This is a genomic window from Rhodosalinus sp. K401 (genome assembly GCF_041365735.1).
GTDB lineage: Bacteria > Pseudomonadota > Alphaproteobacteria > Rhodobacterales > Rhodobacteraceae > Rhodosalinus.
The window spans coordinates 102,097-118,292 of record NZ_JBGFSI010000010.1 but is presented as its reverse complement, the minus strand read 5'-3'; the positions used below and the strand labels follow the sequence as shown (position 1 = coordinate 118,292).

Annotated in this window: 16 protein-coding genes and 1 pseudogene; 5 read left to right on the top strand and 12 right to left on the bottom strand. The window is 71.1% G+C overall.

Annotation, left to right across the window (positions count from 1 at the left end):
• A pseudogene (locus AB6A66_RS12400) lies at positions 1-572 on the bottom strand (fructose-bisphosphatase class II); the annotation flags it as partial.
• Positions 573-714: 142 nt separating this feature from the next.
• On the opposite strand from AB6A66_RS12400, the gene AB6A66_RS12395 reads away from it, so the two are divergent.
• On the top strand, positions 715-1,944 hold the full coding sequence (locus AB6A66_RS12395; RefSeq protein WP_371056140.1) for a cytochrome P450: 1,230 nt from the start codon (positions 715-717) through the stop codon (positions 1,942-1,944).
• Positions 1,945-2,022: 78 nt separating this feature from the next.
• Here the strand turns inward: AB6A66_RS12395 and AB6A66_RS12390 are convergent, their stop codons facing one another.
• Both AB6A66_RS12390 and dtd read right to left on the bottom strand, forming a co-directional pair.
• Entirely contained in the window at positions 2,023-2,532 is a 510-nt protein-coding gene (locus tag AB6A66_RS12390) for a flavin reductase family protein (protein WP_371036968.1), read from the bottom strand.
• A gap of 85 nt (positions 2,533-2,617) precedes the next feature.
• Complete coding sequence (dtd, locus tag AB6A66_RS12385) at positions 2,618-3,055, bottom strand: D-aminoacyl-tRNA deacylase (protein ID WP_371056139.1); 438 nt, start codon at positions 3,053-3,055, stop codon at positions 2,618-2,620.
• 148 nt (positions 3,056-3,203) lie between these two features.
• Here dtd and AB6A66_RS12380 point away from each other — a divergent pair, with 148 nt between their 5' ends.
• Entirely contained in the window at positions 3,204-3,620 is a 417-nt protein-coding gene (locus AB6A66_RS12380; protein WP_371036966.1) for an Hsp20/alpha crystallin family protein, read from the top strand.
• 6 nt (positions 3,621-3,626) lie between these two features.
• Here the strand turns inward: AB6A66_RS12380 and AB6A66_RS12375 are convergent, their stop codons facing one another.
• The 7 genes from AB6A66_RS12375 to AB6A66_RS12345 form a co-directional block, all read right to left on the bottom strand.
• The gene (locus AB6A66_RS12375) at positions 3,627-4,781 is read right to left on the bottom strand and encodes a TFIIB-type zinc finger domain-containing protein (protein ID WP_371056138.1); all 1,155 of its coding nucleotides are present in this window, start codon (positions 4,779-4,781) and stop codon (positions 3,627-3,629) included.
• Positions 4,782-4,809: 28 nt separating this feature from the next.
• A complete protein-coding gene (locus tag AB6A66_RS12370; RefSeq protein WP_371056137.1) occupies positions 4,810-5,937 on the bottom strand; it encodes an SPFH domain-containing protein in 1,128 nt (375 codons plus the stop codon).
• 73 nt (positions 5,938-6,010) lie between these two features.
• Positions 6,011-6,967, bottom strand: coding sequence for a DUF2927 domain-containing protein (locus AB6A66_RS12365; RefSeq protein ID WP_371056136.1), 957 nt, complete (start codon positions 6,965-6,967; stop codon positions 6,011-6,013).
• Between the two features lie 5 nt (positions 6,968-6,972).
• Positions 6,973-8,172: a toxic anion resistance protein gene (locus AB6A66_RS12360; RefSeq protein ID WP_371056143.1), complete on the bottom strand. Its 1,200-nt coding sequence runs from the start codon at positions 8,170-8,172 to the stop codon at positions 6,973-6,975.
• Positions 8,173-8,182: 10 nt separating this feature from the next.
• Positions 8,183-9,088: a 5-bromo-4-chloroindolyl phosphate hydrolysis family protein gene (locus tag AB6A66_RS12355; RefSeq protein WP_371056135.1), complete on the bottom strand. Its 906-nt coding sequence runs from the start codon at positions 9,086-9,088 to the stop codon at positions 8,183-8,185.
• A complete protein-coding gene (locus AB6A66_RS12350; RefSeq protein ID WP_371056134.1) occupies positions 9,088-9,297 on the bottom strand; it encodes a hypothetical protein in 210 nt (69 codons plus the stop codon). The genes AB6A66_RS12355 and AB6A66_RS12350 overlap by 1 nt, the downstream gene beginning before the upstream one ends.
• Positions 9,298-9,435: 138 nt before the next feature.
• Entirely contained in the window at positions 9,436-10,221 is a 786-nt protein-coding gene (locus AB6A66_RS12345; RefSeq protein WP_371036960.1) for a pseudouridine synthase, read from the bottom strand.
• Positions 10,222-10,282: 61 nt separating this feature from the next.
• Between AB6A66_RS12345 and AB6A66_RS12340 the strand changes: the two genes are divergently transcribed.
• Positions 10,283-10,732, top strand: a complete 450-nt coding sequence (locus AB6A66_RS12340; protein ID WP_371056133.1) for a nucleoside deaminase — start codon at positions 10,283-10,285, stop codon at positions 10,730-10,732.
• A gap of 13 nt (positions 10,733-10,745) precedes the next feature.
• Here the strand turns inward: AB6A66_RS12340 and ptsP are convergent, their stop codons facing one another.
• Positions 10,746-12,983, bottom strand: coding sequence for a phosphoenolpyruvate--protein phosphotransferase (ptsP, locus tag AB6A66_RS12335; protein WP_371056132.1), 2,238 nt, complete (start codon positions 12,981-12,983; stop codon positions 10,746-10,748).
• A gap of 126 nt (positions 12,984-13,109) precedes the next feature.
• On the bottom strand, positions 13,110-14,348 hold the full coding sequence (locus AB6A66_RS12330) for an aspartate kinase (protein ID WP_371036957.1): 1,239 nt from the start codon (positions 14,346-14,348) through the stop codon (positions 13,110-13,112).
• Positions 14,349-14,462: 114 nt separating this feature from the next.
• On the opposite strand from AB6A66_RS12330, the gene AB6A66_RS12325 reads away from it, so the two are divergent.
• Positions 14,463-15,713, top strand: a complete 1,251-nt coding sequence (locus AB6A66_RS12325) for a 3-deoxy-D-manno-octulosonic acid transferase (RefSeq protein ID WP_371056131.1) — start codon at positions 14,463-14,465, stop codon at positions 15,711-15,713.
• Positions 15,714-15,767: 54 nt separating this feature from the next.
• The gene (locus AB6A66_RS12320; protein WP_371056130.1) at positions 15,768-16,196 is read left to right on the top strand and encodes a DUF1178 family protein; all 429 of its coding nucleotides are present in this window, start codon (positions 15,768-15,770) and stop codon (positions 16,194-16,196) included.

Sequence of the window (16,196 nt, the reverse complement as noted above, 5' to 3'; positions counted from 1 at the left end):
CATCCCGGCATGGCGCGGCCGTTCCAGGATGCAGACGGTGATGTCCGCGGCGGCGCAGCCGCGCGCGGCGGCGAGCGCGCGCACCCGCTCCGCCGGGGCCATGTCGAGCGTCACCACGCCTTCGGGATAGCCGGGCCCCACCGCGAGCTTCTCCATGTAGACGTCGGGCGCATGCAGCATCGAGCCGCGCGGCCCCATGGCGATGACGGTGAGCGCGCCGGGCATGTCCTTGGCGGTAAGGGTGGTGCCCTCGAGCGGATCGAGCGCGATGTCGACGGCGGGGCCGTTCCCGGTGCCAACCTCCTCGCCGATGAAGAGCATCGGCGCCTCGTCGCGCTCGCCCTCGCCGATGACCACCCGCCCCGCGATGTCGAGCCGGTTCAGCTGCTCGCGCATGGCGTTCACGGCGGCCTGGTCGGCGGCCTTCTCGTCGCCCCGTCCCACGAGNCCTGGTCGGCGGCCTTCTCGTCGCCCCGTCCCACGAGGTCCGAGGCGGCGATGGCGGCCTGTTCGGCCACGCGCGCCAGCCCGAGCGAGAGCATGCGGTCGTTGAAATCTGCGGCGGTGGCCATCTGTCCTGTCCCTCGCGCTGGTTGACGCCTGGCGCGGGTGTAGCCGCCGTGCGGGGGCGAGACAAGGCGCGCGCGCCCGGCTTGCCAAGCCACGGGCGCTGGGGCAGGTTCCGCCCCGGTCACCGCGACGGGAGGATGGGCCATGATCACCGCAGCCGAGGCGCGCGGCTTCGACCTGATGGCGCCGCCGCCGGGCTTCGCCGACGATCCGTTCCCGGTTTATGCCGGGCTCCTGGCCCATGCGCCCGTGCTGCGCCAGCGCGACGGTTCGGTGCTGGTGGCGCGCCACGCGGATCTCGACCGCATCTACCGGGACACGCGCCGCTTCTCGTCGGACAAGACGGTGGCGTTCGCGCCCAAGTTTGGGGAGGGCACACCGCTTTACACCCACCACACCACGTCGCTCGTCTTCAACGACCCGCCGCTGCACACCCGCGTGCGCCGGATCATGACCTCGGCGCTCACGCCGCGCGCCATCGCCCGGATGGAGCCGGGGCTTGTCGCGGTCGTGGACGCGCTGCTCGGGCGCATGGCCGAGCGGGGGCGCGGGGGTGCGGCCGTGGATCTCGTGGAGGATTACGCCAGCACGATCCCGATCCAGATCATCGGCAACCTGCTCGACGTGCCGATGGAGGAACGCGGGCCGCTGCGCGACTGGTCGCTCGCGATCCTGGGCGCGCTGGAGCCGGCCTTGTCCGAAGATCACCTCGCCCGGGGCAATGCGGCCGTGGCGGAATTCACGGCCTATCTGGAGGATCTCGTGGCGCGCCGCCGCGCCCGGCCGGGGGACCCCGAGACGGACGTGCTGACCCGTCTCATCCGGGGGGAGGGGGCGGACGGCCAGCTTTCGGAAACCGAGCTTCTGCAGAACTGCATTTTCATCCTGAACGCCGGGCACGAGACCACCACGAACCTCATCGGCAACGCGCTGGCGCTGCTTCACGATCATCCGGACCAGAAGGCGCGCCTGCTGGAGGATCCGGATCTGCTCGGCCCGGCGATCGAGGAAGTCCTGCGCTACGCGTCGCCCAATCAGCTCGGCAACCGGGAGACGACCGAAACGGTCGAGATCGGCGGCGAGACCATCGCGCCGGGCACGAACCTGCACCTCGTGATCGGTGCGGCGAACCGCGACCCGGCGCAGTTCCCCGAGCCCCACCGCTTCGACATCGGCCGCACGCCCAACCGCCACCTCGCCTTCGCGGGCGGGCCGCATGTCTGCGTCGGGCTGAGCCTCGCCCGGCTCGAGGGGAAAGTCGCGGTGGGGCGGTTCCTCGCGCGGTTTCCAGGCTATCGCGTCGTTGCCGGCAGACGATCGGGCGGGCGCATCCGCTTTCGCGGCCACGCGCACCTGCCGGCGGAGCTTGCCTGACAGTTTCCGGGCGCTTGCGGCGGGCTGCCTGCCCGCCATGTCCCGCCGGTCAGCGCCTCGACGACGCCGCCCCCTCGATCACGGGCGGCCGGCGAGGCCGCCGTAGGCGCCGCCGAAGAAGATGAGCGGGGATCCCTCGCGGCTGCGGGCGCGCAGGACCTCTCCCACGTGGATCTCGTGGTCGCCGCCGTCGTGGGCCGCGCGCTTGGCGCATTCGAAACGCGCGAGACAGGCGTCGAACACCGGCACGCCCTCCGGTGTCTTGTGCCAGTCGAGAAGGTCGAAGGCATCGGCGTTCTTCGCGAAGGCCTGGCAGATCTCGTCCTGATCGGCACCGAGGACATGCACGGCGAAGTGGCCCGCGGCGTCGAAGGCCGGGAAGCGATGGGAGCCGCGCGCCGGTGCCCAGAGGATGAGCGGCGGGTCGAGCGACAGGCTCGAGAAGCTGTTGGCCGTCATGCCGACCGGTCCGTCCGCGCCCGCGCAGGTCACGACGGTCACGCCGGTCGCGAAACGGCCCAGCGCGTCGCGGAAGTCGCGCTCCGCGCCGGCGCCCGGCACGAAATCCTGGAACTCGGCATTCGGCACTTGGCGGATCCTGTCTTGCGTCTTGGACCAATCGTCGCGCTGCGGGCTAACTAGCATCCCGGGCCGTGCTGCCAACCCCGATCCGTCAGAGCTCGAGCGGGATCGTCACCGGCCCGTCATTGACGAGGCTCACCTGCATGTCCGCGCCAAAGCGCCCGGTCGCCACGGGCACGCCCTCGGCCTGAAGCGCCGCGGCGAAGCTTTCGTAGAGGCGGCGGCCCTCCTCGGGCGGTGCGGCGGCGGAGAAACCCGGCCGGTTGCCCCGCGATGTGTCGGCCGCGAGCGTGAACTGGCTGATGACGAGCGCCGCGCCGCGGATGTCGAGGATCGAGCGGTTCATCCGTCCGTCCTCGTCGCGGAAGATGCGCAGCTTCGCCGCCTTCGCGGCGAGCTTGCGCGCCTGCTCCTCGGTGTCGCCCTCCATGGCGCAGACGAGGACCATGAGCCCGGGGCCGATCTCGCCCACGACGGCGCCGCCGACGCTCACCGACGCCTCCGAGACCCTTTGCAACACTGCCTTCATGGCGCTTCGCCTCCGTTTCGCCGCCGGGGCACGCTGCCGCGCGGGAGCGGGCGATGCAAGTCTGCGCAGGCTTGACGCCGGTCAAATACGCCGGGCGCGCGCCTTGCCAGACTTGCGCGCGCCAACATGCAAGACGGAGGAGATTCGAATGGTCGAGAAATCCAGCATGTCGGGCCTCTGGCCCTCGCTCTACGAGCCGTTTCGCAGCTTCGGCACCCGCATCGCCGAGATGCTCGCACCGGCGTCGGATGCCTCGGGCAGCGACGAGTCCTACACGATCACGATGGAACTGCCCGGCGTGTCGGAGGACGACATCGAGGTCTCGGTGGATGACGGCGTGGTGACCGTGAAGGGGGAAAAGAGGTCGGAGCGCGAGGAAAGCGGCGACACCTGGTTCTTCAGCGAGCGGCAGTACGGCAGCTTCACCCGGTCCTTCCGCCTTCCCTCGGACGCGCAGCAGGACAAGGTGGACGGCCACATGAAGGACGGTGTCCTGACCGTGACGGTGCCCCGCCGCATGACCGGCAGCGCCGGCGCGCGCCGGATCGACGTCAGGAAGGGCTGATCGCGGTCAGAAGCCCTGCTCCAGCAGGTCGGGGTTCGCGGCCAGAAGAAAGCCGAGGGTCCCGGCCAGGAGCAGGCCGGCAAGCACCGCGAGGGCGATCTTCCAGGCCGACCACGGCCGCTCGCCCTGAACGCGCCCGGTCTGGCCGTTGACGACGAAGCGGTAGGTTCGCCCGCGATACTTGTAGGCGGCGAGCCAGACGGGCAGCAGGATGTGCTTGAAGGTCACGTCGCGCAGATCGGTATCGATGGCGTGGATGCGCTGCGCGTCGCCGCCGATGTCGAAGGCCACGTCGCGGCGGATCACCATGTCCATGCGGGCCCGCGCTTCCTCGAAGCCCGGGGCGAGGTCCATCTGGTAGCCCTCGGCCCGGAACCCCGCGAGGAACTCGGGGCGGTAGGGTTCGAGCGCGGCGAGGTCCCAGGGCTCGAGCGCGTCGGTGAAGGTCTTGGGCAGGGAGCGCGAGGCCAGCACCAGCACGTCGTCGAAGAACCGCGCGACGCGGCCCGAGGCGGGCCGCCAGCGGATCTTTCGGATGCGTTGCTGCACGCGCTTGCCGTCCCGCATCACGGTGCGCGTCTCGTAGTAGGCGGTGCCGCGCTCGCCCCTGTAGCGGCTCGCCGTGTCGGCGTCGAAGGTCCAGAAGGGCACGTAGATGCCCTGCATCTTCCGGCCCTTTCGGGCATACTGCTTCAGCCCGCCCGGCGCGAACCAGAGCCGGCCCAGCCAGCGCGTCATCGCCTGCCGCGCCGCGCGCTCGTCGAGGGCGAAGGGCACCACGCCGCGCGGCTTGATGTGGCGGTGCATACCGGTGTCGGTGACGACGGGCGTGGCGCAGAACGGGCAGTCCCGGGCATGAAGCTCGGGGTCGAATTCCACCTGTGCGCCGCAGTTGGGGCAGGTGGTGACGCGCGTCTCTTCCATCTCCGCCTGCGGCAGCGCCCGCTCCAGCGCCGCGCGGAAGTCGAGCTCGCGGATGGCCGCGGCGCCGTCACGGGTCTCCATCGGCTCGGTGTTGCCGCAATGATCGCAGACGAGCCGGCCCGCGCGAGGCTCGAAGCGCAGGTCGGCGCCGCAGGCCTCGCAGGGGAAGCGGTGCGTCTCCAGCGGGGCCGCGGCGCGCGCGGGCGCGTCGGGCGGCGGGGGCGGTTCGGGTGCCATGGGCCTGGTGTCCGGCGGGCCGCGGGCCTCAGCTGCCTGGCGGCGGCGGGGGCATCACGGTGAAGAGCTGGGCAAGCTCGGGCACGTCCTCGGCATGCTTCCAGCCATCCTGTCCCTGGGTCCAGACGTAGCTGTTGCGGGCGAACTCGCCCGCGACGGCCATCCGGCCAAGATCGGCGCGCGAGAAGGGGCCGCGGGTCTGCCCGTTCTCGGCGATGTGCCAGACATGCTCCACCGGTGGCGGTGGCGGCGCGGCGGCAGGCTGTGCGCCCTGCCCGGCGCCCGGGGCCGCGCCTCCCCATGGACCGGGTTGCGCCATCCGCGATCCCATCGCCATCCCCATTCCCGCGCCGAGACCCGCGGCCATGCCGCCGCCCGCCGGGTTGTCGGCGGCCCTTGTCATCGCCTCTGCCGCGGAGAACTCCGCGTACCGGCTCAGATCGCCCACGAGCCCCATCGAGGTGCGCTTGTCGAGCGCCTGCTCCACCGCCGGCGGCAACGAGATGTTCTCGATGTAGAGTTCCGGGATCTCGAGGCCGTATTCGACAAGCGTCGGCTGGATCTCGCGCGCGACGAGCTTGCCCAGATCGCGGGTGTTCGCCGCCATGTCGAGCACGGGGATGCCCGAGGAGGCGAGCGCGCGGCTGAACTCCTGCACGATGATGTTGCGGATCTGGAAGCTGATCTCGTCCATCGTGAACTCGCCGTCGGTGCCCACGATCTCCTGGAGGAAGCGCGCGGGGTCCGCGACGCGCACGGTGTAGGTTCCGAAGGCGCGCAGCCGCACCGGTCCGAATTCGGGATCGCGGGCGATGATCGGGTTCTTCGTGCCCCATTTCAGGTCCGAGAAGCGGGTGGTGTTGACGAAGTAGATCTCGGACTTGAAGGGCGAGCGGAAGCCGTGGTCCCAGTGCTGCAGGGAGGTCAGGACCGGCATGTTGTTGGTCTCGAGAAAATAGAGTCCCGGGGTGAACACGTCCGCGAGCTGCCCCTCGTGGACGAAGACCGCCGCCTGCCCCTCGCGCACGGTCAGCTTCGCGCCGTACTTGATTTCGTGCCCCTCGCGCTCGAAGCGCCAGACCATGGTGTCGCGGGTGTCGTCGGTCCAGTGGATGACGTCGATGAACTGGCCGGAGAGAAAGTCGAAGATCGGCATGGCCTGCCTCCTTGCTGCGCGCCGCGGAGACCATACCGCGCGGCGATGGCGAATCCAGTCTCCGCGCGCCCCGTCAGCTTTCCGGAGCGGCGTCGCGGCCCTCGAGGATGTCCCGCAGGATCGGACGCGCCTCTTCGAGGCGCATGCCGATCTCGAGGCGCGGATCGTAGAGCAGCCGCAGGAGCTCCTCGTCATGAGTGGTGAGCAATGCGAACTCGTCGTCGTCGTTGAAGATCGAAGGACGCGCCCGAGGGCTGTCGTTGGCAAGCCCGAGGCCCTGCGCCATCTCCTCGTGGATGCAGGCAAGGCGCATCAGGTCGGGATGCTCGGCGCGGATGAAGGCGATGGCGCGGGCATAGTCGTATCCGCCCGACGTGCCCGAAAACGCCAGCACCAGGCAATGGATCGAGCGCGGCAGATCGTCGAAGATCGCCAGCGCGTCCGGCGCGATGTCGGGCACGATCCCGCGCACGCGGGCGAGCAGTTCGTCGCGGTCGTCCTCGCCCATGAACAGGACATGGAAGTTGGCGGCGCGCGGCGAACTCACCGAGATCGGATGCCCTGTCACCTGCGCCAGCCGCGCGGCGTAGCCGCGCACGGCGTTGGCGTCGCGGGTGCGTCGGGCGGGCGGCACCGAGGCGCCGAATTCCGCCGCGATGCGCACGGGCCCGGGCCAGCGCTTGAGCCGCCCGGAAACGTTCCGGCCCGGCCGCAGGCCGGCGCCGCGGGTATACTCGTCGAAGAAGGCGATACGCTCGAAGTTGCGCAGGATATCCGCGGACCCGTAGGGCGTGTCGGGGCCGCCGCCGTCGGTGCGCAGCAGGCCCTGCGCCAGAAGGTCGGCCTGCACCCTTGCGTAGTAGGCCGCGAGCTGGCGGCTCTCCGTGGTGCGCGCGGCGGAATCCCCTGCGGGGGCGGGCGGCGGGGCCAGCTCGTCCGGTCGGGCGGGCGGGGCGGCGACCGGTGGCACCGGTGCCGCATCGCATCCCGCCAGCACGACGCAAAGCGCCGCGAAGAGCGCCCGCCGCATCCCGTTCACGCCTTGGGAACGGCGGTCGCCGCGGTGTCGCCCGTGCCCGTGGCGCGCGCCTTGGCGGAGGACAGCGTGTCGCGCAGCTCGGACTCCATCTTTCGAAGTTCCTGCTCGGCGGCGGCGCGGCGCGCCTTGCCCTCGTCGGCGATCTGAAGGCTCTCCTCGATCGTGCCGACCAGATCGGCGTTGGCCTTCTTGATGGCCTCGATGTCGAAGACGCCGCGCTCCATCTCCTGGCGGATCGCCTTGTTAGAGGCGCGCAGGTTCTCGGCGTTCGCCGTCAGCAATTCGTTCGTCAGGTCCGAGGCTTCCTTCACCGCGGCCGCGGCCTCGGCCGAGCGCTGGATCGTGACCGCCTGTGCGAGCTGCGTTTCCCACAGCGGCACGGTGTTCACGAGGGTGGAATTGATCTTGGTGACGAGGCTCTTGTCGTTCTCCTGCACGAGGCGGATGGAGGGCAGCGACTGCATCGTCACCTGCCGGGTGAGCTTCAGGTCATGGACCCGGCGCTCCAGGTCGTCGCGCGCCGCGCGCAGGTCGCGCAGCTCCTGCGCCTTCATCACCTGATCGTCCTCGGGCGCCGCGGCCACCGCCTTTTCCTTCTCGGGGATGTCGTTGCCGTCGAGGTCCTTCAGCTTGGCCTCGCCCGCCGCGATGTAGAGCGCGAGCTCGTCATAGAAGCCCAGGGTCTTCTCGTAGAGCATGTCGAGCGACTTGATGTCCTTCAGAAGCCGGTGCTCGTGGTGCAGAAGGTTCTCGGTGATACGGTCGATCTGGCCCTGAACGTCCTCGTAGCGCGCCGCGAACTTCGCGGCCGGGGCCGCGCGTCCGAGCAGGCGCTCCCAGAAGCTGCGCTCACGCCGCACGTCCAGCTCGGACACCGAGAAGCCGCGGATCGTGGTGACGATGTCGCGCAGCGAATCGCCCGCCGGGCCCACGTCCTTGTTGCGCACGTCGGCCAGCATGGCCTGGCTGATCTCCTGCAATTCGGCCTGGGCGGCGGAGCCGAAGGAGACGATCGAGTTCGTGTCGGCGATGTCGATCTCGTCCATGCGGCGCCGGATCTCGCCGCTCTTGGCGGTATCGGCCTCGTCCAGGGGGACGATCTCGGACGTCTCGGCGGGATCGGGCAGCACCACGGCGTTCATCTCCTCCACAAGCGAGAGGGTCTTTTCCGCCTCCTGGCGGACGTTTTCGGACATCGGCATGGACTCACTCCTGTTGGTAGTCGGCCCGAAGGCCCTCCTGCTTGAGGCGGTCGCGCAGCACCTCGATCTCAACGCTCATGTCGGCGTGGTCGTTGGCCAGCAGCTTCTCCGTGCGGGCGGCGAAATTCTGCTCCAGATCGTCGAGCAGAGCGAGGTAGTCGGCGCGCGCCCCCGCGTCGCGGCCGCGCGCGTAGACCTCCGCGAACTTCACCGAGGCGTCCCGCGCGCCCATCAGGTAGACCGACAGGAACTTTCGCGCCGAGGTCAGGTCGCGGGGGTCGTTCTCGACCGTGCGGAACAGTTTCCGCGCCGTGGCGAGAAACCGCTCCACCCGCGCCTCGATCTGGCGGTCGCCGGTCCGGGCGATGGCGTCCCGCATCGCCGTGAGGTGCTTTTCGGCCTCGTCCACGGCGCGGGCCACGCGATCCTGCTGGAAGCGGTCCACGCCTTCGATTCCCTTGTCGGTGAGCGGATCGACGCCGAAGGCCGTGACGTGCAACGCCGCCCCGATCACGCCGTAAAGCAGCGCGCCCGGAAGATCCCCGTTGCCGCTGCCCGCGGCGACCGCCGTGCCGATGCCCACCAGGAGCGAGGCGGACAGCTTGCGCGGCATCGCCGGGCGGCGGGCGACCTTGCGGTCGTGCCAGGCGGCCTCGGCGCGCAGCCCCTCGCGCGTCAGCCAGGCCGCCAGCGCCCAGAGGCTCGCGCCGATGAGCCCCAGGGCAAGCCGCTCGGGCCCGCCGCCCAGCGAGAAGACGGCCAGCACCGCGGCCGGAAAGTAGAGCAGGTTGACGCGGGCCCCGCCGGGCGCGATCCGGAATTCCGTCGCGGTGGTGGACAGGCGATGCGCGCCCTCCGTCTCCTCCGCCCCCGCCTCCGGGCTGAACCGTCCGCCGTAGCGCCGCGCCATCAGCCCGCCTCCAGCAGGCCGGTGGCGGTGCCCAGCATGACCGCCATGAGAAGCAGATAGGCCATGCGCTGCACGGCGTTGAGCCGCCCGCCGGGGCGCCCCATCGCGCGCCCGGTGCGCTCCCCCGTCTCGGAGATCACAGCGACGGCGATGGCGGCCATGGCCGTGACCACGGCCACCAGCACGAGGATTAGCACAAGTCGCGACATGGTGCTCCTGCGTCAGGGTCGCCACCACGATAGGCCATGGCGGGCTTCGGGGCCAGCCCCGGCGGCGGAGCGCCGCCCGTTCCGGAACCGCCCCTTCCGGGCTTGCGCAGACGCGTGTAACGTCCTCGTGACGGCGGTTCAGCTCCGGCGATGGCGGCGCAGCTTCGGCTTGCCCTGGGCCGCGCTTTTCGTCTCGCCCAGCCCAAGCTGGTCGCGCAGGACGCGCTGGCGCACCTCCTCCACCGCGCCCGGCTTCAGCGTGCCCAGCTGAAAGGGCCCGTAGGAGATGCGGATCAGGCGGTTCACCGTCAGGCCCACGGCCGTCATCGCGCGGCGGATCTCGCGGTTCCTCCCCTCCTTGATCGCCACGGTCAGCCACGCGTTCGCGCCCTGCTGGCGGTCGAGCGTGACGGTCATCGGCTGAAAGCGCTCGCCGTCCACGCTCAGGCCGCGCCGCAGCGGCTCGAACGTCTCGTCGGCGGGCGTGCCCTTCACGCGGACCCGGTACTTGCGCGTCCAGCCCGTCGAGGGCAGCTCGAGCCGGCGCTTGATCGCGCCGTCGTTGGTCAGCAGCAGAAGCCCTTCCGAGGTCAGGTCGAGCCGTCCGATGCTCATGACGCGGGGCATGTCCTCGGGCAGCGCGTCGAAGATCGTGGGACGGCCCTGCTCGTCGCGGGTCGTCGTCACCAGACCGGTGGGCTTGTGGTAAAGCCATAGCCTCGGCGGCTCGGGCGCCCCGACGGGCCGGCCGTCCACGGTGATCCGGTCGGCGGGCGTGACGTTGAGCGCCGCGCGCTCCACGCGGCGGCCGTTCACCGCCACGCGGCCCGCCTCGATCATGCGCTCGGCCTCGCGCCGGCTCGCCACGCCGGCCCGCGCCAGAACCTTGGCGATGCGCTCGCCCTCGGGGGTCTTCTCGCTCATGCCCCGCGCATAGGCCCCGCGCGACCCTTGCGCAAGCGTCGCGCGGGCGGCATCAGGCGCCATGACCTTCCGTTCGCACATGGAGACCGCGCTGGCCGAGGCGCGCGCGGCGGCGGCCCGGGGCGAGGTGCCGGTGGGCGCCGTCGTCGTGGACCCGGCGGGCCGGGAGGTGGCGCGTGCCGGCAACCGGACCCGCGAACTCAGCGATCCGACCGCCCATGCCGAGATCCTCGCGCTCCGCGCGGCCTGCGCGGCGGCGGAATCCGAACGGCTGCCGGGCCATGCGCTCTACGTCACGCTGGAGCCCTGCGCGATGTGCGCGCAGGCCATCGCCTTCTCGCGTATCGCGCGGCTCTATTACGGCGCGTCTGACCCGAAGTCCGGGGGCGTGGCGCATGGGGCGCGCGTCTTCACCCACCCGCAGGCGCATCACGTGCCGGAGATCTATCCCGGCATCGCCGAGGAGGAGGCCGCGGCGCTCCTGCGCGATTTCTTCGCCGCGCGCCGCTGATCCCGGGTTCCCGTCAGCGTTTCAGATACTCCATGACGGCCGCGCGGACCGACTGCTCGCCGCGCGCGCGTGCCCCCTCGATCACCGTGCGCACCTCTCCCAGGTGCGCGCGGCGCAAGAGGTGCTTGACCGGCCCGATGGAGGCCGGGCGCATGGACAGGAGCCGGATGCCCATCGCCGCGAGGCAAAGCGCCTCCACCGGGCGGCCCGCGTCCTCGCCGCAGAAGGAAAGCGGCGTGCCCGTCTCCTCGCAGCGCCGCACGATCTGCTCGATGAAGGTCAGGAAGCTCACGTTCAGCGTGTCGTAGCGCCGCCGCACCAGCTCGTTCTCACGGTCGGCGGCGAAGAAGAACTGCTTGAGGTCGTTGCCGCCGATCGAGAGGAACTCCACCTCCTCGAAGAAACGCCGCGGCGCGAAGGCGAGGCTCGGGGTCTCGAGCATCGCCCCCACGTCCAGCGAGGAGGGCAGGGGGTGCCCCAGGATGCGCTCGCGCTCCAGCGCCTTGTCCATCTCGGCGCGCGCCGCGACATATTCCTCGTATTGCGCGATGAAGGGGAACATCACCGAAAGCGGCCCGCCATTGGCGGCCCGCACCAGCGCCTGAAGCTGCATCCGCAGCACGCCCGGCTTGTCGAGGCCCACGCGGATCGCGCGCCAGCCGAGCGCCGGGTTCGGTTCGTCCACGGCCGTCATGTAGGGCAGGACCTTGTCCGAGCCGATGTCGAGCGTGCGGAACACCACGCGCTTGCCATGCGCCGCCTGCATGATCCGGGCGTAAAGCGCCGAGAGCTCCGACCGGCGCGGCATCTTGTTGCGCAGAAGGAACTGCAGCTCGGTCCGGAAAAGCCCCACGCCCTCGGCGCCCGACCCCGCGAGCGAGGGCAGGTCGGCCATGAGCCCCGCGTTCATGTGCATCCCGATCGTGGTGCCGCAAAGCGTCTCGGCGGGCTTGTCGCGGATCGAGGCGTAGCGTTCCTGCGCCTCCGCCTGCATCGCGATCTTGTCGCGGAAGGCGGCGGCGATGCTGTCGTCGGGGCGCAGGTGCACGATGCCCTGCTCGCCGTCCACGGCGATCGGATCGCCGTTGAGCGCCTCCGTGGTGATCCGCTCGGCGTGGATCACCAGCGGGATGGCGAGCGCGCGCGCGACGATGGCGGCGTGGCTGCCCACCGAGCCTTCCTCCAGCACCACGCCCCTGAGCGCGCGGCCGTAGTCCAGAAGCTCCGCGGGCCCGATATTGCGCGCGATCAGGATCGGGTCGGCCGGCATCTGCGCCCCGGTCTCCTTGCCCTGGCCGGTGAGCAGCCGCAGCAGGCGGTTCGACAGGTCGTCGAGATCGTGCAGCCGGTCGCGGAGATAATGGTCGCTCACCTGCGTGAGGCGCGCCCGTGCGGAGGACTGTTCCTTCTCGACCGCGGCCTCGGCGGACAGGCCGCTGGCCACGCTTTCTTCCATCCGCCGCAACCAGCCGGGCGAGTTGGCGAACATGCGGTAGGCCTCGAGCACCTGAAGCTGCTCGGCGTCACCGCCCGCCGCGCCGTCCAGCATCCGGTCCACCCCCACGCGCAGGCGGTCCACCGCCTCGCGCAGGCGCTCCGCCTCCCGGTCGGGATCGTCGGCGATGGGGTTGGCGACGACCACGCGCGGTTCGTGCAGCCACACGTGACCCATCGCGACGCCTTCCTGTCCGATCGTGCCCCGCAGCGTGACCGGCTGCTGGTGGCGCGCGGTCATCGCCGCGCCTTCGCCCACGAAGGCGCCGAGCTCCGCCATCTCGGCCAGGACCATGGCCACGACCTCGAGCGCGTAGACCTCGTCGGCGGTGAAGCCGCGCGGCTCGCGCGACTGAACGACCAGCACGCCCAGCGTCTCGCCCAGCCGCTGGATCGGCACGCCGAGGAAGGAGGTGTAGGCCTCTTCGCCCGTTTCCGGCATGTAGCGGAAGCCCGGCAGGGCGGGGGCGTTCTCCGTGTTGATGATCCGGCCCGAGCGGCCGACCCGGCCCACGAGGCCCTCGCCGAGCCGCAGCCGGGTCTGGTGCACCGCCTCGGGCTTCAGCCCCTCGGTCGCGCAAAGCTCCAGCGTCTCGCGGTCGCGGAAGAGGTAGATGGAGCAGACCTCGGTGCCCATCGATTCGGCGATCAGCGTGGTGATCCTGTCGAGCCGTTCCTGGCCCGCGCTCTCGCCGGCCATCGCCTCGCGCAACCGGCGCAGAAGCTTCCGGCTTTCGCTCTCGCCTCGATCGGGCATGCCTGGCTGTCGCTCCTCGCCCCGGTCGGTCATCGTCCGGACGCCTTTAGAGCACAACCCGCGGTCGGAAAGAAACGTCTTCCTTCGCGTGCCGCGGCGCGGCGGAACGGCCGGACGACCCCGGGATCAGCGCGGCTGCCCGAGTTCGAAGGCGTCATGCAGCGCCTGCACGGCGAGTTCGGTGTATTTCCGGTCGATCAGCACGGAGATCTTGATCTCGGAGGTGGTGATGACCTTTATGTTGATCCCCTCGTCGGCCAGCACCTTGAACATCTTCGCCGCCACGCCGGACTGGCTGCGCATCCCGATCCCGACGACGGAGATCTTCGCGACCGCCTGGTTCGCGATGAGGTCGTGGAAGTTGATCTCGCCCCGCTCCTTCGCGGCCATCATCGCCTGTTCCGCGCGCAGCACCTGCTCGGTGGGCAGCGAGAAGGTCATGTCGGTGCGCCCCTCCTCGGAGATGTTCTGCACGATCATGTCCACGTTCACGCCCGCCTCGGAAAGCGGGCCGAAGATCGCCGCCGCGATGCCGGGGCGGTCGGCGACCGAGACCAGCGTCAACTGCGCCTCGTCGCGGGAATAGGCGACGCCCGAGACCACGTTCTGTTCCATGATGTCCTCCTCGTCGCACACCAGCGTGCCCGCCTCGTCCGACTGCTCGCCGAAGCTCGAGAGCACGCGCAGCTTCACCTTGTAGCGCATCGCGAGCTCGACCGAGCGGGTCTGGAGCACCTTCGCGCCGAGCGAGGCGAGTTCCAGCATCTCCTCGAAGGCGATGCGGTCGAGCTTGCGCGCCTTCTCCGAGATCCGGGGGTCGGTGGTATAGACCCCGTCCACGTCGGTGTAGATGTCGCAGCGCACCGCGTCGAAGGCGGCGGCGAAGGCCACCGCGGTCGTGTCGCTTCCGCCCCGGCCCAGCGTCGTGATGCGTCCCTCGGGGCTGACGCCCTGGAAGCCGGCGACGACGGCCACCTTCATGCCCTGCGCGAACCGGCGCGAGATGTTCCCGCTCGGGATATCCTCGATCCGCGCGGCGCCGTGGGCGGAGGTGGTCAGAACCGGCACCTGCCAGCCCTGCCAGCTGCGCGCCGGGATCTCCATCTCCTGGAGCGTGAGCGCCATCAGCCCCGCGGTCACGTTCTCGCCGGAACTCACCACCGCGTCGTATTCGCGCGCGTCGTAGAGCGGCGAGGTCTCGTTCACCCAGCCGACAAGCTCGTTGGTGCGTCCGGCCATGGCCGAGACGATCACGATGACGTCGTGCCCCTTGGCCACCTCGACGCCCACGCGCTTGGCCGCGCGGCGGATACGGTCGAGCGTGGCGACGGAGGTGCCGCCGAATTTCATCACCAGAACGGACATGGGGCCATCACCCGGTGTCGAGGTCGCCGGGCGGTGTAGGCAGTCGCGCGGGCGGGCGCAAGCGAAACCCTCCGGGCTTGTGTGGCCCGGGGCGGGGGACTACGGGACGTGGCCATGTGGCTCTACCGCGTGATCTTCGCCGTCGCGGCGTTCCCGCTCGCCGCGCTTTTCGCAGTGCGGACGCTGCGCGGGCGCGAGGACCTGGCCGCGCTCCGCGCGCGGCTCGGGGTCGCGCCCGCGGCCGGCGACCGGCGGCCCACGGTCTGGCTGCACGCCGCGTCGAACGGGGAACTTGCGTCGGTCGCGCCGCTCGTCGCGCGGCTGCGGAGGGCGCGGCCCGATCTTCGCTGGTTCGTGACGGCCAACAGCGTGACGGGCCGCGATCTCGCACGGGGCTGGGGCGTGGCCGCGGAGTGCGCGCCCCTCGATCTGCGCGGGGCGGCGCGGCGCCTGCTGCGGCGGTGGGACGTGCGGCTGCACATCGTCGTGGAGTCCGAGTTCTGGCCGAACCGCCTTGCGGCCTGCGGCGCGGCGGGCGTGCCCGTGGCGGTGCTCGGCGCGCGGATGAGCGCGCGGACGGCGCGGGGCTGGGCGCGCCTTCCGGGTCTCGCGCCCCGCGTCCTGGGGCATATCTCCTTCCTGTCGGCGCAGGACGCCCGCTCGCTCGAGCGGCTGCGCGCGCTCGGCCTGCCGGAGGCGGCCGCCGGGCCCGTGCTGGATCTCAAGGCGCTCTACACCCCGCCGCCGGGCGAAGCGGACGGGGCGTTGCAAGCCGCCTTTCCGCGCGCCGGGACGTGGCTTGCGGCCTCCACCCACGAAGGCGAGGAGGACATCGTGATCGCCGCCCATCTCGCGGCCCGCGCGGCGCGCCCCGGTCTGCGGCTGATCCTCGCGCCCCGCCATCCCGCGCGCGGCGACGCGGTGGCGGCCCTGCTTGCGCAAGCCGGGATCGACTTCGACCGGCGCAGTCGCGGCGAGGTCACGGGCGCCGAGGTGCTGCTTGCCGACACGATGGGCGAGATGCACCTGTGGTACGCACTGGCCGGGACCGTTTTCGTCGGCGGATCGCTCGTGCCGAAAGGCGGGCACACGCCCTACGAACCCGCGGCCTTCGGCTGCGCCCTGCTTCACGGACCGCACCTGGAGAATTTCGCGCCCGCCTATGGCCGCATCGCGGAGGCGGGGGCGAGCCGGCGGGTCTCCGGCGCCGGGGAGCTGGCCGGGGCGCTTTCGGACCTTGCCGCGCCGGACGCGCAGACGGCGCTCGGGCAGGCGGGGGCGCAGGCGCTGGGGCACGGCGCGGACGCCGAGGCGGTGGTGGCCGCGGTGCAGCACATGCTGCCCCCGGCGGACAAGGAGAGTTGATCGCCGCGACGGCGTCCTTATCTACTGCCCGGACCTGTTCCGCGAGTTGCAGCGATGATCCATTACACTCTGAAATGCGCGAACGATCACAGCTTCGACAGCTGGTTCCAGTCCGCCGTCGCCTTCGACAAGCTCGAGGCCGCGGGCATGGTCTGCTGCTCGGTCTGCGGATCGACGAAGGTGCAGAAGGACGTGATGTCGCCCCGCGTCGGCAAAACGACGCGACGCGCGCGCCCTGCGCCCGCGCTGAGTGCGCCCGCGCACCCGGCCGAGCCCGCGCTGCGCCGCCTCCGCGCCTTCGTCGAGGCGAACTCGGAGGACGTGGGAGAGAACTTCGTGCGGGAGGCGCGCGCGATTCACGCGGGCGATGCGCCGGAACGCGCGATCCGGGGGCAGGCGCGGCCCGCCGAGGCGCGCAAGCTCGTCGAGGACGGGGTGCCCGTGGCGCCGCTCCCCTTCCTGCCCACGCGCAAGTCGAACTGA